Annotated in this window: 25 protein-coding genes and 1 pseudogene; 13 read left to right on the top strand and 13 right to left on the bottom strand. The window is 62.9% G+C overall.

What is annotated here, in order from left to right; all coding sequences use genetic code 11:
• Positions 1–316 precede the first annotated feature (316 nt).
• Positions 317–583 (bottom strand): hypothetical protein, encoded by a 267-nt coding sequence (locus K3F49_RS35705; protein WP_234685541.1) that lies wholly within the window; start codon positions 581–583, stop codon positions 317–319.
• A gap of 52 nt (positions 584–635) precedes the next feature.
• Here K3F49_RS35705 and K3F49_RS35700 point away from each other — a divergent pair, with 52 nt between their 5' ends.
• Positions 636–1256, top strand: coding sequence for a TetR/AcrR family transcriptional regulator (locus tag K3F49_RS35700; protein ID WP_234685540.1), 621 nt, complete (start codon positions 636–638; stop codon positions 1254–1256).
• A gap of 9 nt (positions 1257–1265) precedes the next feature.
• Here K3F49_RS35700 and K3F49_RS35695 read toward each other — a convergent pair whose 3' ends face one another.
• The 3 genes from K3F49_RS35695 to K3F49_RS35685 all read right to left on the bottom strand — a co-directional run bounded on the left by K3F49_RS35695 (position 1266) and on the right by K3F49_RS35685 (position 5120).
• Entirely contained in the window at positions 1266–2573 is a 1308-nt protein-coding gene (locus K3F49_RS35695) for a GGDEF domain-containing protein (protein WP_234685539.1), read from the bottom strand.
• Positions 2574–2817: 244 nt separating this feature from the next.
• Positions 2818–4122: a nicotinate phosphoribosyltransferase gene (gene pncB / locus K3F49_RS35690; RefSeq protein ID WP_234685538.1), complete on the bottom strand. Its 1305-nt coding sequence runs from the start codon at positions 4120–4122 to the stop codon at positions 2818–2820.
• A gap of 71 nt (positions 4123–4193) precedes the next feature.
• Positions 4194–5120 (bottom strand): LysR family transcriptional regulator, encoded by a 927-nt coding sequence (locus K3F49_RS35685; RefSeq protein WP_234685556.1) that lies wholly within the window; start codon positions 5118–5120, stop codon positions 4194–4196.
• A 95-nt stretch (positions 5121–5215) separates the two neighbouring features.
• Here K3F49_RS35685 and pcaH point away from each other — a divergent pair, with 95 nt between their 5' ends.
• Together pcaH and pcaG are read left to right on the top strand one after the other, a co-directional pair.
• Positions 5216–5998, top strand: a complete 783-nt coding sequence (gene pcaH, locus K3F49_RS35680) for a protocatechuate 3,4-dioxygenase subunit beta (RefSeq protein ID WP_234685537.1) — start codon at positions 5216–5218, stop codon at positions 5996–5998.
• Positions 5999–6002: 4 nt separating this feature from the next.
• Positions 6003–6629, top strand: a complete 627-nt coding sequence (gene pcaG, locus K3F49_RS35675) for a protocatechuate 3,4-dioxygenase subunit alpha (protein WP_234685536.1) — start codon at positions 6003–6005, stop codon at positions 6627–6629.
• A gap of 24 nt (positions 6630–6653) precedes the next feature.
• On the opposite strand, the gene K3F49_RS35670 is transcribed toward pcaG, so the two are convergent.
• Positions 6654–7268, bottom strand: coding sequence for a LabA-like NYN domain-containing protein (locus tag K3F49_RS35670; RefSeq protein ID WP_234685535.1), 615 nt, complete (start codon positions 7266–7268; stop codon positions 6654–6656).
• On the opposite strand from K3F49_RS35670, the gene K3F49_RS35665 reads away from it, so the two are divergent.
• A complete protein-coding gene (locus tag K3F49_RS35665) occupies positions 7237–7419 on the top strand; it encodes a hypothetical protein (RefSeq protein WP_234685534.1) in 183 nt (60 codons plus the stop codon). The two genes, K3F49_RS35670 and K3F49_RS35665, sit on opposite strands and share 32 nt — an antisense overlap.
• A gap of 296 nt (positions 7420–7715) precedes the next feature.
• Here K3F49_RS35665 and K3F49_RS35660 read toward each other — a convergent pair whose 3' ends face one another.
• Positions 7716–8105, bottom strand: coding sequence for a nuclear transport factor 2 family protein (locus K3F49_RS35660; protein WP_234685533.1), 390 nt, complete (start codon positions 8103–8105; stop codon positions 7716–7718).
• A 119-nt stretch (positions 8106–8224) separates the two neighbouring features.
• Between K3F49_RS35660 and K3F49_RS35655 the strand changes: the two genes are divergently transcribed.
• Positions 8225–9175, top strand: a complete 951-nt coding sequence (locus K3F49_RS35655) for a GlxA family transcriptional regulator (protein WP_452101151.1) — start codon at positions 8225–8227, stop codon at positions 9173–9175.
• Between the two features lie 94 nt (positions 9176–9269).
• Positions 9270–9659, top strand: a complete 390-nt coding sequence (locus tag K3F49_RS35650; protein ID WP_234685531.1) for an SPW repeat protein — start codon at positions 9270–9272, stop codon at positions 9657–9659.
• A gap of 10 nt (positions 9660–9669) precedes the next feature.
• On the opposite strand, the gene K3F49_RS35645 is transcribed toward K3F49_RS35650, so the two are convergent.
• On the bottom strand, positions 9670–10575 hold the full coding sequence (locus K3F49_RS35645; RefSeq protein WP_234685530.1) for a helix-turn-helix domain-containing protein: 906 nt from the start codon (positions 10573–10575) through the stop codon (positions 9670–9672).
• 49 nt (positions 10576–10624) lie between these two features.
• Here K3F49_RS35645 and pobA point away from each other — a divergent pair, with 49 nt between their 5' ends.
• Positions 10625–11797 (top strand): 4-hydroxybenzoate 3-monooxygenase, encoded by a 1173-nt coding sequence (gene pobA / locus K3F49_RS35640; RefSeq protein ID WP_234685529.1) that lies wholly within the window; start codon positions 10625–10627, stop codon positions 11795–11797.
• A 28-nt stretch (positions 11798–11825) separates the two neighbouring features.
• Here the strand turns inward: pobA and K3F49_RS35635 are convergent, their stop codons facing one another.
• Entirely contained in the window at positions 11826–13973 is a 2148-nt protein-coding gene (locus K3F49_RS35635; RefSeq protein WP_234685528.1) for an adenylate/guanylate cyclase domain-containing protein, read from the bottom strand.
• A 16-nt stretch (positions 13974–13989) separates the two neighbouring features.
• Positions 13990–14658 (bottom strand): hypothetical protein, encoded by a 669-nt coding sequence (locus K3F49_RS35630; protein WP_234685527.1) that lies wholly within the window; start codon positions 14656–14658, stop codon positions 13990–13992.
• A gap of 181 nt (positions 14659–14839) precedes the next feature.
• On the opposite strand from K3F49_RS35630, the gene K3F49_RS35625 reads away from it, so the two are divergent.
• From K3F49_RS35625 to K3F49_RS35610, 4 genes are all read left to right on the top strand, one after another.
• On the top strand, positions 14840–15055 hold the full coding sequence (locus tag K3F49_RS35625; protein WP_234685526.1) for a hypothetical protein: 216 nt from the start codon (positions 14840–14842) through the stop codon (positions 15053–15055).
• A gap of 19 nt (positions 15056–15074) precedes the next feature.
• Entirely contained in the window at positions 15075–15314 is a 240-nt protein-coding gene (locus tag K3F49_RS35620; protein ID WP_234685525.1) for a hypothetical protein, read from the top strand.
• 150 nt (positions 15315–15464) lie between these two features.
• On the top strand, positions 15465–15911 hold the full coding sequence (locus K3F49_RS35615) for a hypothetical protein (protein ID WP_234685524.1): 447 nt from the start codon (positions 15465–15467) through the stop codon (positions 15909–15911).
• Positions 15912–16037: 126 nt separating this feature from the next.
• Positions 16038–16322: a hypothetical protein gene (locus tag K3F49_RS35610; protein ID WP_234685523.1), complete on the top strand. Its 285-nt coding sequence runs from the start codon at positions 16038–16040 to the stop codon at positions 16320–16322.
• A 277-nt stretch (positions 16323–16599) separates the two neighbouring features.
• On the opposite strand, the gene K3F49_RS35605 is transcribed toward K3F49_RS35610, so the two are convergent.
• From K3F49_RS35605 to K3F49_RS35595, 3 genes are all read right to left on the bottom strand, one after another.
• A complete protein-coding gene (locus tag K3F49_RS35605; RefSeq protein WP_234685522.1) occupies positions 16600–16965 on the bottom strand; it encodes a VanZ family protein in 366 nt (121 codons plus the stop codon).
• 54 nt (positions 16966–17019) lie between these two features.
• Entirely contained in the window at positions 17020–17652 is a 633-nt protein-coding gene (locus K3F49_RS35600; protein ID WP_234685521.1) for a hypothetical protein, read from the bottom strand.
• Positions 17653–17846: 194 nt separating this feature from the next.
• The gene (locus K3F49_RS35595) at positions 17847–18020 is read right to left on the bottom strand and encodes a hypothetical protein (RefSeq protein ID WP_187437049.1); all 174 of its coding nucleotides are present in this window, start codon (positions 18018–18020) and stop codon (positions 17847–17849) included.
• Positions 18021–18384: 364 nt separating this feature from the next.
• Between K3F49_RS35595 and K3F49_RS35590 the strand changes: the two genes are divergently transcribed.
• Complete coding sequence (locus tag K3F49_RS35590) at positions 18385–18771, top strand: hypothetical protein (protein ID WP_234685520.1); 387 nt, start codon at positions 18385–18387, stop codon at positions 18769–18771.
• A 620-nt stretch (positions 18772–19391) separates the two neighbouring features.
• On the top strand, positions 19392–19667 hold the full coding sequence (locus tag K3F49_RS35585; protein ID WP_234685519.1) for a hypothetical protein: 276 nt from the start codon (positions 19392–19394) through the stop codon (positions 19665–19667).
• Positions 19668–19786: 119 nt separating this feature from the next.
• Here the strand turns inward: K3F49_RS35585 and galE are convergent.
• Positions 19787–20761: pseudogene (galE, locus tag K3F49_RS35580) on the bottom strand (UDP-glucose 4-epimerase GalE); the annotation flags it as partial.
• Between the last annotated feature and the right edge of the window lie 12 nt (positions 20762–20773).

Below are 20773 nucleotides of genomic sequence, written 5' to 3'. Positions count from 1 at the left end.
TCGGTGAAAGGTCACGACCGGAAGGGTATGGGAGGAGCGATTGCAGGCTGACGACGGTCATCGGCCTGCTCTTTTCCTCGGTCCCTTCGATCCTGTTGGTCTCCAAGTGGTCTTGTTAGGTTCGCAAATATCCGGTTGCGGCCGCAGTTTCGGGCGGAAATGCCGCGCTTGCGGGGATATCGCCCTGGCCGATAAGCAAGAGCTGAATCGCATCTCTGACAACTGCGGAATCGGCGACGAATGTCCGGACATAGTAAGTCGTTTGTTGCGGCCGGTCCTCGCACTCGAGTGGACTTGCATGCGCACCGGTGTCTCCTCAGGTCAGGTGAGCGAGATGGCGAAAAGGGTTGAAGCGGCCGAGCAGGCTGAAGTGGCGGCGCTCGTGGCGGGCACGGGCGCGGCTGGTCCGCCACATCCGGAAGGTCGCGCGGCGCTCGGCGAGTACGCCGGCAATGTCGCAGGCATTTGCGATCCGATCGATCGGGGCCATGACCACCCGCCGCAGGGCGCGACCGGAGCCGCTCAAGAGGGCGGCGGCGTCATCGACGAAGGTGGAGGCGATATCAACAGCGAGGGTTTGCATTTTGCAGGTCTCCGGGTTAATATTGAACAATGTTCAAGTGAGTAGTTCTAAAATGAACAATGTTCAAGAGAAATCGCTGCGGGATCAGAAAAAAAATCAACGGCGTCTTCAGATCCTGGAGATCTCTCGCAGGATTATCGCGACTAAGGGATTGAGATCGTTGAAAGTTCGGGACGTGGCCGAGGCCGCCGGATGTTCGGTCGGCAGCGTCTATAACGAGTTCGGCTACTTCGACGGGGTGATCCTGACGGTCAACCGGGAGACCGTTCAGGCGCTGACAGTGCGGCTAGGCGGGGTTCCGGCCGAAGATCCGGTCCGCCAGCTCTATGGTCTGGCCGAGACCTATCTCGAATTCTTCGCCGAAAACGCCAATCTGCTGCGCTCGCTGTTCGAGCATCGGATGGAGGACGACCGTCCTTATCCCGACGACATTCTTCAGATGGTCATGGACGCCTTCGCGTTGATGCATCCGCCTCTGGTGCGTGTGCTGCCGGATGCGGATGACGTGAAGATCGCGCTGCTGTCACGCACGCTATTTTCTGCGGTGCATGGGATCATCTCGCTCGGCCTCGAAGAGCGCATGGTCGCCGTGCCGCCGCAGATGCTGCGCCAGCAGGTCACTCAGTTCCTGGACGCGCATCTCCTGGGTCTCGGGATCTTGCCGGCACGATAATTACGACGTTCAGGCGCGGGCAGCTTCGCGCGGCCGTGCTGCGACGAGGACGACGTCCGATCTTCCGTGGTCGACTTGAACCCGGTTGCGTCCCTTTTCCTTGGCGTGATAACAGGCCGCATCCGCCCGACGCATCGCCTCTTCGAGCGTGGTGTTGGCGTCAGCAATGCAGGCAACGCCGATGCTGGCGGTCACCGCGAAGCATCGATCGTCCCAGGCGAAGTTGAACAGTTCGAGCGATCGCCGCAGCCGCTCGGCGATATCGACGGCGTCGTAGGGCGCGCATCGCGGCAGGATCAAGCCGAATTCGTCACCGCCGAGCCGTGCGACGTGATCGTGTGGCCGCCGGTCCTGCTGCAGCAGTTGTGCGACCCGACACAGCAGTCGGTCGCCGGCGAGATGACCGCAACTGTCGTTGACGCTCTTGAACTGGTCGAGGTCGAGCAGGATCAGGCCGAGCGAATTTTCGCCGCGACCATCGAGCTCGCTCTGCAGGCGCGCCTCGAAGGCCCGCCGGTTGGCGATGCCGGTCAACCAGTCATGCGAGGCCTGAAAGGAGAGGCGTTCCTTCTCGACATGCAGCGCATCCTCGAAGGCCTGACGCTGCAGCACCAGTCGCCGCGTGTGCCAGATCAGGAGCAGGATCAGGGTCGCGGCCGTGGCGATGTTGAGCCATGTCAGCGTCAGCTTGATGGCGCGGGAGCCTTCGCCCAGCACGGTCGAGAATCGCTCGGCATGCCCCGTGAACTGCCTGTTCAGCTCCGAGAGTCGCGAGGACAGGAATTGCAGGCGGTCGCTATCCCCAATGGGGCCGTCCTTCAGTTCACTCCTGATGACTTCACCGAAGACGCTGAGCTCCAGCAGCATCGGATCAGTGGCAGCCCACTCCCGGATCGCTTCGCGGAGGAAGCTGACCTGGTTGAAATAGCGGAACAGCCAGATCAGGCCGGGAACGTCATCGGGATGGTTGCCGCCTTGCAGGAAGCCGATGCGCGCGAGCTCGACGTCGACCGGATCGCGCTCGAGTGCCCATCTTGCATATTCGTCCCCGATCGGGACGGCGAGCGAGGCCTGGTATTGCGCGAATTGGCTGGCTTGGCCCGAATGCAGATAGAGATTGAGGAAATAGACGGCGTTCTTCTGCGAGCGCGACCACATCGCCTCGCCCGCGACATAGGCGCGAACCGAAGACATCACCTCCAAACTGAATCCCGCGATCGCCGCCTGGAGCACGACGACCATGACGAATGGCGAGACGAGCTTGATCACGTGGAGGAAGCTGCGTTCCTTCACCGACGTTGCAGTTCTGCGAAACACTGCGTTCCCCAAATCACTCAACGACCCCCAGCGGAGCGTCGGTTGATAACGCGGATTACACGGGAACGCTGCTTAACTCGACCTGAAAGAGTCGAGAGATTGTCTCGCAGGGTGAAAGCGTTGTGAAACGGATGCGCGCAGATCGTTGCAAATACCGCTGAATCGGAACTGGCGCGGCGTCGGCGCGTCGATGCCGCGAATCCGACCCTTGCGATTTACTCGATCAAGAGAATTTGGATCGGGGTTAGACCAGCACCGGCTTGCGCACGCGGCCGGCATCGCCGAACACGCGCAAGTAACGCTCGATCTCCGAGGGCATGCCGGTTGCCTTCTCCGGATTGTCGGAAAGCTTGACGGCGGGATGTCCGTCGACCGACGACACCTTGCAGACCAGCGAGATGGGATCGAGATTGAACGAGCCGTCCGGCGCGCAGCCGACAAAATCGTTGGTGAGGTTGGTGCCCCAGCCGAACGAGAGCCGCACGCGGCCGGAGAAGTGGTGATAGGTCTCCTCGATCGAACCGACGTCCATCGCGTCGGAGAACACGAGCAGCTTGTCTTTCGGATTGCGGCCCTTCTTCTCCCACCAGGCGACGATCTCTTCGCCGGCCTGGATCGGCGGCGCGCTGTCGGGGCGGAAGCCGGTCCAGTCTGCGACCCATTCCGGCGCATCGCGCAGGAAGGCCTTGGTGCCAAAAGCGTCCGGCAGCGCGATCAGGAGATTGCCGCCATAGGTCTGACGCCACTGGTCGAGAATGCGATAGGGCGCCCAGCGCAATTCCTCGTCGTCCCTGGCGAGCGCGGCCGCGACCATCGGCAGTTCATGCGCATTGGTGCCGATCGCTTCGAGATCGTTGTCCATCGCGAGCAGCACGTTGGAGGTGCCGATGAAGGATGATCCCAGGCCTTCCTTCACAGCCTCGACGCACCAGCGCTGCCAGAGGAAGCCGTGACGACGCCGGGTGCCGAAGTCGGAGAGGCGCAAATTCTCGAGCTCGCGCAGCCGCTCGACCTTGGTCCACAGCTTGGCCTTGGCGCGCGCATAGAGCACGTCGAGCTCGAAGCGGCCGCGCCCCTTCATCGCCGCGCGCGAGCGCAGTTCGTTGAGGATGGCGAGCGCCGGAATCTCCCACATCGTGGTGTGGGTCCAGGGGCCGTGGAAATGCAGCTCGTACTGGCCCTCGACTTTGCGCAGTTCGTACTCGGGAAGGCGGAATTCGGCGAGCCAGCGGATGAAGTCCGCCGAGAACATGTGGGTCTTGCCGTAGAAGGTGTTACCGGCAAGCCAGATCAGCTCCTTCTTGGTGAAGCGGATGGTGCGGGCGTGATCGAGCTGGGCGCGCAGCTCGCCCTCGTCAATGATCTCGGCGAGGCGTACATGGCGCGAACGGTTGATGACGGAAAACGTCACCTGCTGATTCGGATATGCCTCCCGAATCATCTGTACCATCAACAGCTTATAGAAATCGGTATCAAGCAGGCTGCGGATGATGGGATCCAGCCGCCAGCTGTGATTGTAGGTTCGGCTCGCAATATCGGTCACTGTCATGGCCGAATTCTAGCGCGGCCGCCCGCGCTCAACCAGTGGGTTTGGCGAGGGGCAGGCCACCGCCGTGGGATTCAGGCCGCGGCCATCGTAGCCACGGACTCCAATTGTGCCCGGATCCAGCGATGCGCCGGGTCCTTCTGATAGCGCTGGTGCCAGACCATGAACATCGGCAGCTCGGCCAGCGCGCGAGTGCGCGAGGCCAGCGGAATCCGCGCATGCGCGAAGCCGCGCATCACGCCGGAGGCCAGCAGGCTCGGCATGCTCGCCAGCATCGGCGTCCCGCGCAGGAACGACGGCACGCCCGAGAAGCTCGGCACGGAGATGGCGATGTCGCGGTGGAAGCCGTTCGCGGCGAGTTGGCGGTCGAAGTCGAGCCGCTCGTTGTCGGTGTAGACCACCGTGATATGACGCGCGGCGAGATAGTCGCCGCGGCTGGAGGGAGCGGCGCGCGTCTTGGCATCGTAGTAGCAGACGTAATGATCGCTCAGCAGCCGCTTCTGCACGATGTCGATACCGGACGGCGGCAGCGGTGTGATCAGGAGGTCGCAACGATTCTCCCGCAGCATGGCAGGTGAGGGCGATTGCGATGGGATCACGCGCAGATTGAGGCTCCTCACCTGCGCAGCGACATGTCCGAAGAAGCGCGGCAGCAGCAAGTCGCGCTGGAAATCATTCGCAGCGATCGTCAGCGAAAGCTGGGCGCTTGCCGGTTCGAACGTGACGCCGCCGGCGAAGCTGCGCATCTCGTCGATCAGTGCCCGCGCTTTTGTGGCCAATGCCTGGGCATGGGCGGTCGCGACAATGCCGCGGCCGGACTTGGCGAAAAGCGGATCGCCGGCGATCCGCCGCAGCTTGTTCAGGGCGTGACTGACGGCCGACTGCGTCAGGCCGAGCCGGGTTGCGGCTGATGTTACTGAACCTTCCTCCAGCACGGCGAGGAACAGCTCGAGGGCGTGGCCGTCGAGCGCCAAATGATCGATTTTTTTCATGTAATGCATTATAATTGATCTATTTATCTGTGGAATAGGCCGGCCCATGATCTCCCGATAAGCCGCGCGTCCGGACCGAGGCGCTACAGGGAGAGACAACGCCGATGAATGCCCAGGCGCCAGCCATCAGGGATCCCCGCCTCAACAGCCCCGAGCCGTTCACGCCGCGTGACGGCGGCTTCTTCCAGCGCGACCACACCATCCATCCGCCGGCCTACGCGCCCGGCTACAAATCCTCGGTGCTGCGCTCGCCGCGCCAGGCGCTGCTGTCGCTGGAGAGCTCCGTCTCGGAGATCACGGGGCCGGTGTTTGGTCACAATGATCTGGGCCCGCTCGACAACGACCTGATCCGCAACTATGCCAAGGACGGCGATCCCGTCGGCGAGCGCATCATCGTTCACGGTCGCGTGCTGGATGAGACCGGCCGCGGCGTGCCGAACACGCTTGTCGAGTTCTGGCAGGCGAATGCCGGCGGCCGCTACCGGCACAGGAAGGACACGTATCTGGCGCCGATCGACCCCAATTTCGGCGGCTGCGGCCGCACGCTGACCGATGACACCGGCTACTATTACTTTCGTACCGTGAAGCCGGGCCCCTATCCCTGGCGCAACTTCGTCAACAGCTGGCGTCCAGCCCACATCCACTTCTCGGTGTTCGGCTCGGGCTTTGCCCAGCGGCTGATCACGCAGATGTACTTTGAGGGTGATCCCCTGATCCCGGTCTGTCCGATCCTGACGACGATCCCGGACAAGGACGCGCTGGAGCGTCTTGTCGCGCCGCTCGACCTCAACGCCTCGACCCCGTTCGACTCACTCGCCTACCGCTTCGACATCGTGCTGCGCGGCCAGCGCTCCACCTATTTCGAAAACCGTCCCGAAGGGAACTGAGCCAATGCCGCAGCCGCTCAACTATCTCCAGGAAACCGCTTCGCAGACAGCCGGGCCCTACGTCCATATCGGTCTGATCCCGGCCATGGCCGGCTTCGACATTTTTGAGAAGAATTTCTCCAATGTGCTGGTGACGCCGAACACGCAAGGCGAGCGCATCACGCTGGAAGGCAAGGTGCTCGACGGCAGCGGCTCGCTGTTGCGTGACGTTCTGATCGAGATCTGGCAGGCCAACGCGGCCGGCCGCTATAATCATCCGGCTGATCGCTCGGCCGGCGCTTTGGACGAGGATTTCCGCGGCTGGGCCCGCGGCGGCTCGGATTTCGAGAGTGGGCTCGTCACTTTCGAGACCATCAAGCCGGGCGCGATTATTGACAAGGCAGGGCGCAAATGCGCACCGCACGTCAACGTCTGGATTGTCGCGCGCGGCATCAATATCGGGCTCAACACGCGGCTCTATTTCTCCGATGAGGAGGCCGCCAACGCCGCCGATCCCGTGCTCAATCTGGTCGAGCCTCCGGTGCGCCGCAAGACGCTGATCGCCGTCCGCGGCGAGCGCGCCGGCAAGGCCGTATATTCCTTCACGATCAATCTGCAGGGGCCGGACGAGACGGTGTTCTTCGACGTCTGACGACCCGCGGATCGTCCCGCCAAATTATTCCAGCCGGTCGCTTCGATTCAGCGTTGCGCGCGCGATAAATTGCGGCGGTTGCTGACGCATCTCGCGCGATCCCGGTCGTTCCGCCGGATCGCGCCCCACTCTCGGCTTCAGTTCCGCCAGGTCAACGAAGATGTCCGCCTGCCGGCGCAGTTCGTCGGCGATCATCGGCGGCTGGCTGGCCAGCGTGGAGATGACGGTCACCCGGACGCCGCGACGTTGCACGGCTTCGACCAGCGAACGAAAATCCCCATCGCCCGAGAACAACACGATCTGATCGACGTGCTCGGCGAGCTCCATCGCCGTCACGGCGAGGTCTACATCCATGCTGCCCTTCAGCTTGCGGCGGCCGGTGGTGGCGTCGACGAACTCCTTGGCGAGCTTGGTGACGACGGTATACCCGTTATAATCGAGCCAATCGATCAATGGGCGGATTGACGAGTATTCCTGATCTTCGGTGACGGTCGTGTAGTAAAAGGCCCGCAGCAACGCGCCTCGGCTGCGAAATTCGCTGAGCAGACGCCTGTAATCGACGTCGAAGCCGAGTGCCTTGGCGGTGGCATAGAGATTGGAGCCATCGATGAAGAGTGCGATCTTCTCAAACGAAGACATTGTGCACGAAGCTCCAGTTTCGCTTGGAGCCGGCAATTTCGAGCGCGAAGGCTCGATATGTCGGCTGAAAAACACGAAGGTCGCCGACGGCCTGCTGAAAAAAGCAGCGCAGACGACCGGACAGGGTGTGGCCGTCTTGCGCCAAGGTTAGGGAGGTCCTGTGCCAACAGCGCCAGGGCACCGAATGCAGCCACGATAAGGCGTCGGCATTCCGGGCTCAATCGTACGGAGGTAAACGGATCCTATCCAAAGGATTGGTCGCTCTATACGAAGGTACGTAGAAGCGCTGGGAATGGCGGCGGGCCCGGTCCGAGTTGGCCGGAGGAGCTCGTCTTCTTCGACGTTTGCTTCACTTGATCAGGAATGAGCCGGCCGCATCCGATGATGAGGCCGGCTCTGTTGTCATGGAGGAGCCGGCACCCCCGAGCTCCGTCGGCGACGCGCCAGCTAAAATCCGGTCGGTCCCACCGCACCGACCCAGCGCTTGACCTTGGTGGGATCCTCTTCGTCCATATAGAAGAAATGGACCATCGTCGGTCTCACGGCCGCGATACTGGGGTCGTCGAAGCGCATCGCGACCTTGCCGTGGAAGATCTTGAGCTCGGGACTATCCCAGAACTCGACCACGTCGTGGAGCGCCGTAAGGCCGCGGTCGATGAATTGCCGCAGGTTGCTGCGGATCGCCTCGCGGCCGTGCCAGTCGGCGACGCCGAGATTGCAGATGGCATCTTCGGCGAAACAGTCGAAACCCTTGCCAAAGGTCTTGTCGTCGATCTCCTTCCACATCGCGAGGAGCCATTCCGGCGGGGCGGTCCTGGTAAAAGTCTTCGTGGTCATGGTCTCTCCTCGGGCTGGACAGCGGCAACATAACCGGGCAGGCTTTGGCGCAAATGCCAAAGGCCCCTCGCTTTCCGCCAAGCTCCATTTCGCGCGCCACGCGGAGTTCGGTACGCGTGATCGAAGTGCTGGCCTATCCGTCGGTGCAGCTGCTCGACGTCACGGGGCCGCTCCAGGTGTTCGCGACTGCCAACGAGCAGATCGTGGAGGCCGGCGGAACGCCGCCTTATGCGCTTCGCGTGGTGGCGAAAGATCGCGCGCGTGTGACGGCGTCCTCGGGGTTGGAGATAGCAACGGAGTCGCTTCCGCGCGCCAGCGGCGCGCTGGACACGTTGGTGGTTGCGGGAGGCCCGGGCGTTGATGCCGCCGTCTCCGATCCGGCGTTGCTGGATTGGCTGCGCCAGCGCGTCAAGACGGCGCGGCGCGTGGCATCGGTCTGCACGGGCGCGTTTCTGCTCGGTGCCGCCGGTGGGCTCGACGGACGCCGCGCGGTGACTCATTGGTCGTATTGCGCCGAGCTTGCGCGGCGTTTTCCGGCCGTGCGCGTCGAGCCCGATCCGATCTTCGTGCGTGATGGCTCGATCTGGACCTCGGCAGGTGTGACTGCGGGCATCGACCTGGCGCTGGCCCTGGTGGAGGAAGATCTTGGTCGCACCACGGCGCTTGCGGTAGCGCGTTATCTCGTCGTCTTTCTCAAGCGGCCGGGTGGGCAGGCGCAGTTCAGCGAGGCACTGTCGCTGCAATCCGCCGAGGATGAATTCGGCGCGCTGCACCACTGGATCAGCAAACATCTCGCCGGCAATCTCTCTCTGTCCAGGCTGGCGCGTGAGGCGGGCATGAGCGAGCGCAGTTTCAGCCGCCATTACGCCAAGGCGACCGGTCTGACGCCGCTTCGAGCCATCGAGCGGCTGCGGGTGGAAGCTGCGCGGCGAATGCTGTCGGAAACGCGCCTACCGGTGAAGCGGATATCCCAACGCTGCGGCTTCGGATCGGAGGAGACCATGCGCCGCAGCTTTTTGCGAGTGCTGGCCACGGCGCCGCAGGACTATCGCCGCCGGTTCGGTTCGTGACTGAGACCAAAGTCTAGGCGGAACGCCTCCGCTTGTAAGGAACCAAGTCGCTTCCCGATCTTTGCTTCGACGGATTCCTCGCGGAGGCTGTGTCATGAGCAGGCTGAATGAGCGCGAAACGGTTCCTGACGTCTACAATCTGTTCCTCGCGGCCGTCCTCTTCATATCGCCGTGGCTGTTCAAGCTGACCAACAACGAGGGCAAGATCGACCTCTGGGTCACCAGCGCAATCATCGTCGTGCTCTCGCTCGCGGCCATTATCGCCTATCGGGACTGGGAGGAGTGGATCAACGTCCTGATGGGCGTCTGGCTCGTCGCGTCACCCTGGTTGCTCGGATTTCCGCATACGCGGGCGATGCATCTGAGCATCGGCTTCGGCGTCGTTATCGTGCTTCTGGCGCTGCTCGATCTCTTCCTGCATTACGAGAAGAGGCATCCCGAAGAAGCGTCGGTGGAATCCGTGCAGGAGAGGGCGCGCCGGTAAGGTGTGCGGATCAGCCTTCGCCGCCATGGAGCTGCGCGCGAAAGGCGCGCGGTGACAGTCCGGTGGCGGCGGCGTAGACCCGGCTGAAATAGGCGGGGTCCTCGAAGCCGAGCGCGTATGCGATTGTCGAGACCGGCAGATTTGTATAGACGAGGTTGCGGCGTGCCTCGCGGATCAGCCGGTTCAGGATCAGGTGCGAGGCGGTGTCGCCGGTCGCCGCGCGCGTGACGCGGTTGAGATGGGTCGGCGTGATCGCCAGCGCGTTGGCGTAGTCCGCAACAGTCCAGCGCTCCAGATGATGTTGTTCGAGCAGGGCTTCGAAACGGCGGAACAGGTTTGACTCGGAGCTGCTGCTGGTGCCGCTCTTGCCTGTCAGCGCTCGTGCCACGAGACCGATCATGGCGGCCGATAACGAACGCAGCACATGCGCGCGGCCGAAGTCGCGCGCGGCGTGCTCGGCAAAGATCTGCTTCATGGTCGCGCGGATCTGCGGCGTGCCGCGAACGACGGCCGATCGTGACAGCACGCCGCGCAAGCCTTCGGCAGCGAGCAGTGCCTCGTCCAGGATTTCCGCGGCAATGGTCAGCACCCAGCCCTGGGTCCCCGGCAGGAAACGGAAGCCGTGGACATGGCCGACCGGCACGTTGACGATCTGCATCGGCTTGAGCGGCACCACGCGTCCATCGAGCGTCGCTTCGCCGCCGCCGCGCTCGATCAGCAACACCTGGTGCAGCCGGGCGTGACGGTGCACGGCGAGCGTCCAGTCATGCAGCACCGATCGCGACGCAATCGTCTCGCAGTGGACGACGTCCGGCAGATCGCTGGCCTCGCCGAACAGATTGTAGACCCGGATGGCCGGGGCGGGGGCTGCGGTTCTCATGTTCGAATAGTACAAGACAATGACGAAACCCTCCATCGGTCCAGGCCGCGGAATCTGCAAAAAGTGCCGACGGGAGGACGGAAAAATGAAAGTTCAGGTTTGCATCATCGGCGGTGGGCCGTCAGGGCTGCTGCTGTCCCAGCTCCTGCACCTGAAGGGTATCGACACCATCGTGCTGGAGAAATACAGCCGCGAGCACGTGCTGGCGCGCATCCGCGCCGGCGTGCTCGAGCACGGCTTTGCCCGGCTGATGCGCGAAGCGCAATGCGGCGAGCGGATGGACCGCGAGGGTGAAATCCACAACGGCTTCGAGATCGCCCACGACGGCTTGCTCTCCCATATCGATCTGAACAAGCATTCCGGCGGCAATTCGGTGCTGGTCTATGGCCAGACCGAGTTGACGCGCGACCTCTACGAGGCGCGCGACCGTCTCGGTGGCAAGGTCGTGCACAATGCCGAAGACGTGACGCCGCATGATCTGACGTCGGGCCGGCCCTATGTGACGTACCGATCGAACGGCGAAGGGGTCCGCGTCGACAGCGATTACGTCGTCGGCGCCGACGGATTTCACGGCGTCAGCCGCCAGTCGATCCCGAAAGACGTGCTGCGCGAATATGAAAAAGTCTATCCGTTCGGCTGGCTCGGCGTGTTGTCGCGCACCAGGCCGGTGTCGCCGGAGCTTATCTACGTGAAGCACGCGCGCGGCTTCGCGCTCTGCTCGCTGCGTTCACAGACGCTGAGCCGCTATTACGTCCAGGTGCCGCTCACTGACAAGGTCGAGGACTGGTCGGACGATGCGTTCTGGGCGGAGCTGAAGCGTCGCCTGCCCGATGAAGTCGCCGGCCGTTTGATCACCGGTCCGTCGATCGAGAAGAGCATCGCGCCCTTGCGCAGCTTCGTCGCCGAGCCGATGAGCTATGGTCGCCTGTTTCTCGCCGGCGACGCCGCCCACATCGTGCCACCGACTGGCGCGCGCGGGCTGAACAGTGCCGCCTCCGACATCTACTATCTCTACCACGCGATGCTCGCGCATTATCAGGATGGCGACGATTCCGGGCTGAAGGGCTATTCCGCCACGGCGTTGGCGCGGATCTGGAAAGCGCAGCGCTTCTCGTGGTGGATGACGATGATGCTGCACCGTTTCCCGGATCGTTCCGAGTACGAAGACCGGCTGCAGCAGACCGAGCTGGAGTACCTGTTGTCGTCCGAGACGGCGAAGCGGTTGCTCGCGGAGAATTATGTGGGGCTGCCGTTCTAGGCTCCCCGGCGGACCGTTAGTTCCGCCGCTACTTCCCTTCCAGCGTATTCACCGGCGTCCAGTCGGCCGGAGGTGGGTTCGCCGCAAGTGTTCGCGCACGCCTGGCAAAATATCGGCACGGCGGATCGTCGCCGGCGGCGCTTTCGAACAGCTCGGCCGCTTTGGCGAAGTTGCGCGCACGCCAGCAGGCAAGTCCCTTGGCATAAGTTGCCGCGCGGATGCCCTGCTCCTGCGTCTCGTTCATGTCGGCGAGCGGCTCGTACACCCTGATCGGCTCGTCGCGTCCCTGTACCCTGATCATATCCAGTTCGCGCCAGATGTAGGCGCTGCGGCTCTGGTTTACGGTCATCTCGGACGCCATGATCACGGTGCCGAAATATTTGTTGGCACCTTCGAGCCGGGAGGCGAGGTTCACGGTATCGCTCATGACGGTGTAGTTGAAGCGCCGGCGCGAGCCGATATTGCCGACCACGGCTTCGCCGCTGTTCAATCCGATGCGGTGGGCGAGGCCGCGACCTCGGAATGCGGGATGGTTTTCGTTGAGCTCCTCGAGCCTGTCGCGGCATTGCAGCGCGGCTGCGACCGCGTTGCGAGCATGATCGGGATCGTCGGCCGGGGCGCCGAACATCGCGACGATGGAATCGCCGATATATTTGTCGACATAACCGCCATGGCTTTCGATGATGTCGGTCATGGCGGAGAGATAGTCGTTCATCAACGCGACCAGCTCGCTCGGCGTCATCTTCTCGGCGATCGAGGAGAAGCCGCTGAGGTCCGAGAAGAACATGGTGATGTTGCGCATCTCGCCGCCGAGCACCGGCATCTTGCCGGAGGCGACCATGCCGTCGATGACCTCGGGCGCGAGATAGAACGCAAAGCTCTTGCGCAGAAAACGCTCCTCACGGTCGGCGATCACGAAGCGGTAGCCGATCATCAGCGCGAGCGCCATGAGACCCGCGAGCGCGGGCTCGGTCAGGGGCAGCGCGACGGCATGCGTGAATGTGCCGACGGCGACAGCGGCGTAGGCGACGGTGAGCCCAAGCCAGAAGATCGCAGCACCGGTCGGTGCGAGCAGGCAGGCGGCAGCGGCAATGATCGCCGCGAACACAATTGTCAGGATCGTCCGCAGCGGGAAGCCGAGCTCGGTGACGGCGTCATGCTCGAGCAGATTTCGTACGGCCGTGGCGTGGACGAAGACGCCGGCTACGGCGTTGAGGGCTCGTTGCGCGGTGCTCGCAGGCGCGGGCAGGGCGCATCGCGACCCAATTGTGCCGTCATATCCGCCGGCCAGGCGCATTGAAGTGAGCTTGCGGTCGTCGAAATTGAGGATGCTGCCCAGCAGCACGATCTTGCCGTCGAAGGCGCGGCGAAAGAACTCGGTGTCTCCTTTTTCGACGCAGGCGCGCAAATCTGCGAAGGAATAGGCGGGGATATCGCGGCCCATGCCGCGGAAATTGAGCGTGAGCGTGTTGGGGATGGCGTTCGGGATCGCATAGCCGGACAAATTCGTCACGCCGGTTGGCCCTGTCTCGGTCTTGGCACCGAGCGAGCGCGCGGCAAGTTCGACGGCCATTGTGGGCACCGGCTGGCCCGCGATGGAGAAGCTCAGCGGCATTCGCCGGATCACGTCGTCGACGTCGGTATGGACGTTGAGCGCGCGGATGTTGTTTTTCACGGCCAGTTGCTGCGCGCGATCCGGCCTGTCCGGGTGGTCGTTGCTGAGAATTTCGCCGAGCACGAGCTTGCCGTTGTCGGAAAGCTTCCGCAGCGCGATCAGATAGTCCCGGTCAAATCCCCTCACGCGGGCGCCGAATGAGGTGTCGCCAAAGGGAATTTCCGACTGCTCGATCGAGCTCGGAAAGATGACGTCGAAGCCGATGACCTTGGCGCCGCCCTCGGTGATGCTGCCGAGCACCCGGCCGATCTCGCGCGTCCACGTCTGGGTCGGCGATCCCTTGAACGGCGGACTGTCGTAGGTTTCGCCATCGATTGCCACGACGACGACCGGCGATGTCGCGGTATCGCGGCGGTCGCCAACAAACTCCCAGCGCAGCGCGGTGAGAACGTCGAGCGAGAGACCTTGCAGGTTCTGCAACGGCGGAGACGTGACGGCCACGCCCGTAACGAGCGCAATCAGGATCGCCGCAACGATGTCCCGCCTGCCGATCCGCCGCATCGTTGCTGTCGCGGGCCTATTCGAGCCGCAGCAGACGGCCGACGATCGGCGTCGGCGAAGAGGTCGCGCTGGCGTCGACCTGGAAAGTGTAGCGCTTGGTGCCGAGCTTCGCGAGATAGCTGCCGCCGGGCGTCAACGACTTGCCGGCTTTCGAGAGATCATAGAATTTCCCGGCGACCATGATGTCGCTCTTGAGCGGAAGGCTGATAGTGGGCTCCTTGCCGTCGGTGCGTTCGATTATCAACGTGCTGCCGCTCTTGGCCTGGATCAGCGGGACCGTGCCGTAGATCGTCGGCAGCCTGGCCGGTGCGCTGCCGGCATCGGCTCGCATGGTGCGGAACGTGGTCGCCGCGCTCTGGTTGGCCTCGCGCTCGGACAACTGCGCGGCGTTGGCGTCGCAGGGCACCTTGACGCGCTGGACGTTGCCGAGTTGTACGGTGCTCTGCTCCGCGCCGACCAGCACGACGCCCTCGGTGATGGTCTCGCGCAGGCAGGATTTGAGGTAGCTGAGCGTGATGCCGGCCTTGGGCCCGAGCTTGATGATCTTGCCGGGCGCGACATAATCCATGAATTCGATGCCGTTGACCTTACCCTGCACGTCCTCGACAATAGCGGCGGGCGTCTCGGCAATGGCGGGAGCCGCGAGGCAAAACACGCCGGCGATTGCGCCGATCAGGCTTCTCATGATTTTTTCATCCAGTTCGAACGGTACCCGACTGATCCACGTCCCGGCTGGAGCCTAGCAGAGGATCGCCAAGCCAAGTGTGATTAGAATCACTCTTGGTATTGAGTGCATCCTGACAGGAACAGGTTCAAACCAGTGATGGCAGAAAACGGCGCTGCGGCAAACCAATACTGTCAACGCGATGTCAGACCGCCCCCGCGGCTTCTCCCGCGCGGTCCAGGTCCGGATGGCTCCCGGTCGATCCTGGTATAAGGGGTACGAGGAGCCGCAAATCCTGCAGGCGCTGCGCGAGGTCGAGGCCGGCAACGAACGGCTGGGCACGTTGATGAGCCGGCTCGTCGACGAAGGTGCCGAGTTCGAGGGCCTGATGAACTCGGCGCAAGGCCTCTCGGCGTAAGGCTTGATGAGCTCGCTCGGTGAGAGCTCTACAACGCTGCCCAGCATCGCGACGCGCCTGGAAGACGGCAAGCGCGGGCACGCATCGGCCGCAGCCGCAGGACGAGGCGCTGCTCGACGATCTCTTCGCGCGCTATACGATGGAGCGCGAGCGCGACGTTCACCGGGGGTTTTTGCAAGCCCTCGGGCTATCGTCGAGCGCCGCCGCCCGCCGGGTCGAGGCGGTCGAGCCTGCAGATGACGGCATCGAGTTGTTTTGATCTGCGGCCGGCGTCGCGCATGCGGCACCGGCAATTTGACCAATTGGTTTTGCGCGGTGTTAACCGTGGCGGAATACCCGCCGTATTGGTCATTGTCGCGCCCCACAGTTGGTCGCAAATACGTTTTGAATATTACGACGGATGTTTTTCATGCTGAGAGACGGCAAATACGCAGCCTGGTTCAGAACCCCGCGCGGCCAGGGAACGGGCCTCGTGGAATTGGTCGAGGGGCGGATATCCGGCCGCGACAGCTTCTTCACCTATGGCGGCTCGTATCAGGTCGATCAGCAACGCTTCACGGCAGTCCTGACCGTGAAGCGCCATGCCGAGGGCAATCCCAGCGTGTTTGGTCCTGATGAGGTCGAGGTCAATCTGACCGGCCTCTGCGGCGGCGCGATGGCGACGTGCTCGGGCACGGCGCGAGAGGCGCCCGAGGTCAGGTTCGAGTGCACGCTGATCTACAGCCAGGAAGAAGCGCTGCAAGCCGACGCCAAATGCGCGGTCCTCAAGCTCAATCCGGACAAGCTGCCCAAGGGGCTCGACAGCCGGTCGCGGCCGCGGCCGCCGTTTACCCCCTCCAGGCCCCCTGCATCCTGATGCGGCTCGCGCCTTAGCTTTGCGTTGACGCTGTTGTCGCGAAAGCACGTGAAGGCCGCACCGCGGCAAGAGTGCTTTTAGATGTGAAATCTAGGTTGAGGCCCATAACAAAAGGCGGACAGGGATATGCCTCAGATCTGGATGACTTATGACGAACTCGCGACCCTCTGCGGCTGCAGTGCCTCCGAGGCCAGGGTGCTGGCGCTGCATCTGTCGCTCGATCGCCGCAAGAGCCGCGATGGAAACACTCGCGTCAAGCTCGACTTCGCCTTGATGACCCGGTTCTTCGAGACCATTCGTGAAGCCGAATTCGGCCTCGATGACGCGATCACGGCGCTGCGGGAAGCCCACCGGCGGATGTCCGGCGGATTCAGCTCCGATCAGGACAGCTTCAGGCGCGGCGTGGCGTAAGTCCGTCGCTCCGGCAGCAGTCGGCTCCCGCTCGGATCAGACATAATCATCCAGCCAGAATTTGGCGCGACCTCTGGTGTTTCCCACCGGAACAGGTCGAAGCCGAAGGGATCCGGGCTGGGAGGTTGCCATGATGAGAGCCGTGTGCCTGGCCGCCTCTGTTCGTGACGGCCGCTAGTGCCGAAGTGCTCAAACTGCAGGCGGAGCTCAAGGGCAGCAACGAGGTGCCGCCCAACTCGAGCTCCGGCTCCGGCGATGCGAGCTGACCCCGCTCGCGTCAGGACGGCGGCCTGGGCAGGAAAGCCAGAATGGTCTGGGCGAGGCTGACGCCGAGGATGCCGCCGGCTGACTTTTGCAGCACGTCGATGAATCGCGGATCGCGGTCGGGCACCAGCGTCTGCAGGATCTCGAGTCCGAGGGCGACGGCGATCACGAATGCGCAAGCCAGCCCGAAGCGTCCCGGCAGCAGGAAGGACAGCAGGAAGCCCAGCAGGCAATAGGCGCTGAAGCGCTCGATGACGACGACCCAATAGGCCTCGGCATGGCCGATCAGCACCGGCCTGCCCGCAAGCGTAGCCAGCGTGGCATAGACGATCAGCGCAAGGCAGATGGCTGCAGCTGCGATGAGATGATTTCGGCGCATTGCAGCATCATAGCTGGTCGACCGGCGTGGTGCTTTCGAAAGCGGAAAATATCGTTAAGGGGCGTATGTCGTCGATTGTGTCTGCATGACTGGTGGTTCGCACCGGGACATGTTCGGATGACGATTGTTCGAATTCGGGCCAGCCGGCCCGGTCAGGCCACCAGTGCGGTGTCGCGGGCCGAAGTTGCGACTGCGGTCGCCGCAAGCCGCGACTCCAGCAACTCGCTGAACTTCGCAAAGGGCGGGGGCGCGGCGACGAGATAGCCCTGGCCCTCCTCGACGTCGCACGAAATCAGGGCGCGAACCTGCTCGTCGGTTTCGACGCCTTCCGCAACCAATCGGATGCGCCAGCGTCTCGTCGGCGTCGAGCGCGAACTCGCCGAGCTGCGCGCCGTTCTTGAGCGCAAGCAGCACTTCGCAATGGGCGGCGCGCAGCCCGGCCGGCATGATGTCGAACAGGCTGGAATTGATGCCGAGAATCGCGACGTGTGCCTTGTTGTCGCCGATGTCCCTGAGCACGCCGAGGGCGTCGCCACCGAACTGCTCGACACGGAACAGCATCAGCTTCCAATCGCGCGACGCAAGCATGTCGGCCCGATCGACCCAGCCCTTGTCGAATTCGAGCGTCTCCGAATAGGCCGAGCAGATCACCGAGCCGTCGGAACTGGCGAGGCGGACGTCCTTCACGGCGGAGCGTTGATAGACGTGGGAACCGAATCGACATCACAATTAGGAAAGAGTTTGTCGTGATGGGCTCCGTCCCGCCGCGCCTAGAGAGGTCGAGAGCACTGCGGCGCCTTGAACGCGTCGTCTTGCGACTTGCAGTCGGCTGGTGCCAACGGCGATGGCCCGCAGCCACGAATTGTCGCTCGCGCGGCGTGCTAGCTCTTCTTGGCGGCCTTTGACTTGAGCGCGAGGCCGAGACGTAAGGCCATGCGCTTGATCGCGTCGGGCGATCGGCCGAGCTGCTTCGCCGCCTCCTCCAGCGACGTCGAAGACTTGGCCAGCTCCATGAGCCGGCGGTCTTCCTTGAACGACCAGGGCTTTCGCGCCATAACCGAAATCATCCTCTTGCATCGACACAACGACAAAGCCGCCAAGCGGACCCATGTCGCTCGACGGCTTTGCTTGGGTGGGGCCAGGCCTTGGGGAAAGCCCGGTGCGAAGATGGATATGCGATCGGTGAGACTTCGCAACAAACAACGGGGATTAAGCTAACCCCTCAACCTTACCGGGAGGAAATCGGCGCCTAGTGCTCCGTACTACTCCGGGGTTTTCCCTGTTTCGCGCCGATCAGCGACGGTCGCAGCCATCCGGACCGACGCCCGCCACGACGTCCGGTTGCCGCGGGCCGGTCTCCGCTCGCTAAGACCGCTTGCGAAATTTTTTCACGCGTGGTCGGAGGATATCGCGCGAAAGTTGCAAACCTTTGATTCGTTCAAACTCCGCCCAGGCGCGCCATCGGACAAATTCCTCCGCCACCCGATACTGCGCGCCGCATCGATTCAAAATTCGTTGAAGATCGATGTCGCGAAGGAGTTCGCGTGCGCATCAGCCATTTCTCGTCTGCATCCGTCACGAGATCGTCGAATTCGTTCGGCTATGATCGTGCGAACGATACGAGCAGATAAAATAAAGAAGAAAATCGAGATGCTGGAAAAAACGCTATCCACCAAGCCTCTTGCGAAGATGAGAGAGCGGGCATTCGAAGGTGCCTTTTTCGGCGTTGCGCTGATCGCGATGGCGGGGTGGGCCTATTTTATCATTCTGCTGTCGGTGAAATTCTTCTTCTGGCTGGTTGGTTGATGCCAGCGGCCAGGAAACAAGCACGCTGCTGCCCAAAAATTCCAGCTAGTGACGATAAAATCAGCGAGCGAGATCACGATCTCGACACAACTCGAAGATGAGAATGCTAAGTTACGAGGACAGCATGAACTGGAAGAATTCCGAATGATGGTGGTCGCGATCCTGGTGTCGATTCTCGCTGGTTTCGGTGCGGGCTATGCGATGCGTGCGTGGCGGTCACGCAGGCGCAGGGTGCGGCATCCGCTCTATCAACCCTATGGCTCAACCGTACCCCGGCAAAATGCATCGCTGGCGAGATTGAGGCGTGCATTCTGAGGAATTACAACTGAGCGGGATGTCGATTGTCTTGCCTTCGCGCATCCCGGACAGGCGGGGGTGTAACCATGTTTGCTCAGGTTAAGGCCGCTCTGCGCTGGTTCCCGGCCGCGGGATTGCGCATGGTCGTATGAGTTGGCAACTGGCTCTCCTGCTTTGATGAGCCTCTGCGCTGTCGTTGAATTGAGGACGTTGATCAATGGTGTGGCTGGTCTTGATCGTTCCGCTCGCTGGCGTGCCTCTATGCCAGGCTCTACTGCCATCATCTAGACAGGATGAGAGGGTCGCGGAGGAGTGGCTGCGCCATGACTAGTCCGGCAAACAACGCGCCCCGTCGATATTTCGTCGATACCGTGGGGCGCCGGGTCTTGATTGGTCTGACGCTGGAGGAAACCTTCGAGTTCGAACGGCTCGACAGCGAGCAGGTGACCGCGCTGGAGGGTCGACAAGCTGCGCCCGATGGCTGCGGCTTATGGCAAGTCGCTGGCGAACAACGTTGGCTGGAGCTCTACGAGAAGCACGAGGGTGCCTGGAAGGCATGGTTGGCGCAAAGCCGGACGGAGATCAGGCCTTACTTCTAGTCCGGGACGAGAGTCTCAAGCCAACTCGTCTAGACCGGATGACCTCGAAGCCCACAGTATAACTGCGAAGCAAGCATTTCACGAAAGTGCACAACTTCAAGGGTCAAGGATTCTTGANGCGGATGCGCCTTCTGGTGCCAGGCCCAGGCGGTGCGGATCACGGTTGAGAGGTCGGAATGGCGCGGCACGAAGTCGAGCACCTTTCGTGCAGCCGAGGGGTCTGCGACGAGATAAGTGGGATCGCCGGCGCGGCGCGGCTTGACGGCGTGCGGCACGTCACGCCCGGTCTCCTGCCTGATGGCGGTGAGGATCTCGCGCACCGAGAAGCCCGCGCCGGTCCCGAGATTGTAGCTGCCGCCGGCATGTCCCGCTTCCAGCAGCTTCAACGCCGCGACATGCGCCGCCGCGAGGTCGGTGACGTGGATGTAGTCGCGGATCGCGGTGCCGTCGGGGGTGTCGTAATCGTTCCCGAACACGGCGAATTCGACATGACCCTGCAGCGCCATCATGGCGCGCGGGATGAGATGCGTCTCGTTGTCACGCAGTTCGCCGATGCCGCCGGCCGGATCGGCGCCGCTGGCATTGAAATAGCGCAGGCAGAACGCGCCGAAGCCGTAGGCCGCGCGGTAATCGGCGAGCATGCGCTCGATCATCCACTTCGAAGCACCGTAAGGATTGATCGGCGCGCAGGGGAAGTCCTCCGGCAGCGCCTTCGAATCGGCGTTGCCGTAGACCGCCCCGGTCGAGGAGAACACGATGCGGTGGCAGCCGGCGTTGCGCATCGCCTGGAGCAGCGACAACGTGCCCTGGACGTTGTTGATGTAGTATTTCTGCGGGTCGGTCATGGACTCGCCGACCAGGCTCGCCGCCGCGAAATGCATCACCGCCGCGATCTTGTGGTCGGCAAAGGCGCGCGCCAGCGTCGCACCATCGAGCAGGTCGCCCGTCACCAGCTCTCCGGCCACGAAGCTGCGATGACCTGTTGTGAGATTGTCGTACACGACGGGCCGATAGCCGGCAGCGGCAAGGGCGCGGCACGCATGTGAGCCGATATAGCCCGCGCCTCCGGTGACGAGGACAGTCGNGCCGGTCATCCATGGCGTTCT

Source organism: Bradyrhizobium monzae, from assembly GCF_021458635.1.
GTDB lineage: Bacteria > Pseudomonadota > Alphaproteobacteria > Rhizobiales > Xanthobacteraceae > Bradyrhizobium.
This window is presented reverse-complemented; position numbering and strand designations above follow the sequence as displayed.

Coding starts and splice junctions, on each gene's coding strand:
- K3F49_RS35705 (WP_234685541.1), bottom strand. CDS start 583: ATGCAAACCCTCGCTGTTGATATCGCCTCCACCTTCGTCGATGACGCC.
- K3F49_RS35700 (WP_234685540.1), top strand. CDS start 636: ATGAACAATGTTCAAGAGAAATCGCTGCGGGATCAGAAAAAAAATCAA.
- pncB (WP_234685538.1), bottom strand. CDS start 4,122: ATGACAGTGACCGATATTGCGAGCCGAACCTACAATCACAGCTGGCGG.
- K3F49_RS35685 (WP_234685556.1), bottom strand. CDS start 5,120: ATGCATTACATGAAAAAAATCGATCATTTGGCGCTCGACGGCCACGCC.
- pcaH (WP_234685537.1), top strand. CDS start 5,216: ATGAATGCCCAGGCGCCAGCCATCAGGGATCCCCGCCTCAACAGCCCC.
- pcaG (WP_234685536.1), top strand. CDS start 6,003: ATGCCGCAGCCGCTCAACTATCTCCAGGAAACCGCTTCGCAGACAGCC.
- K3F49_RS35665 (WP_234685534.1), top strand. CDS start 7,237: ATGAAGAGTGCGATCTTCTCAAACGAAGACATTGTGCACGAAGCTCCA.
- K3F49_RS35670 (WP_234685535.1), bottom strand. CDS start 7,268: ATGTCTTCGTTTGAGAAGATCGCACTCTTCATCGATGGCTCCAATCTC.
- K3F49_RS35660 (WP_234685533.1), bottom strand. CDS start 8,105: ATGACCACGAAGACTTTTACCAGGACCGCCCCGCCGGAATGGCTCCTC.
- K3F49_RS35650 (WP_234685531.1), top strand. CDS start 9,270: ATGAGCAGGCTGAATGAGCGCGAAACGGTTCCTGACGTCTACAATCTG.
- K3F49_RS35645 (WP_234685530.1), bottom strand. CDS start 10,575: ATGGAGGGTTTCGTCATTGTCTTGTACTATTCGAACATGAGAACCGCA.
- pobA (WP_234685529.1), top strand. CDS start 10,625: ATGAAAGTTCAGGTTTGCATCATCGGCGGTGGGCCGTCAGGGCTGCTG.
- K3F49_RS35635 (WP_234685528.1), bottom strand. CDS start 13,973: ATGCGGCGGATCGGCAGGCGGGACATCGTTGCGGCGATCCTGATTGCG.
- K3F49_RS35630 (WP_234685527.1), bottom strand. CDS start 14,658: ATGAGAAGCCTGATCGGCGCAATCGCCGGCGTGTTTTGCCTCGCGGCT.
- K3F49_RS35625 (WP_234685526.1), top strand. CDS start 14,840: ATGTCAGACCGCCCCCGCGGCTTCTCCCGCGCGGTCCAGGTCCGGATG.
- K3F49_RS35615 (WP_234685524.1), top strand. CDS start 15,465: ATGCTGAGAGACGGCAAATACGCAGCCTGGTTCAGAACCCCGCGCGGC.
- K3F49_RS35610 (WP_234685523.1), top strand. CDS start 16,038: ATGCCTCAGATCTGGATGACTTATGACGAACTCGCGACCCTCTGCGGC.
- K3F49_RS35605 (WP_234685522.1), bottom strand. CDS start 16,965: ATGCGCCGAAATCATCTCATCGCAGCTGCAGCCATCTGCCTTGCGCTG.
- K3F49_RS35595 (WP_187437049.1), bottom strand. CDS start 18,020: ATGGCGCGAAAGCCCTGGTCGTTCAAGGAAGACCGCCGGCTCATGGAG.
- K3F49_RS35585 (WP_234685519.1), top strand. CDS start 19,392: ATGACTAGTCCGGCAAACAACGCGCCCCGTCGATATTTCGTCGATACC.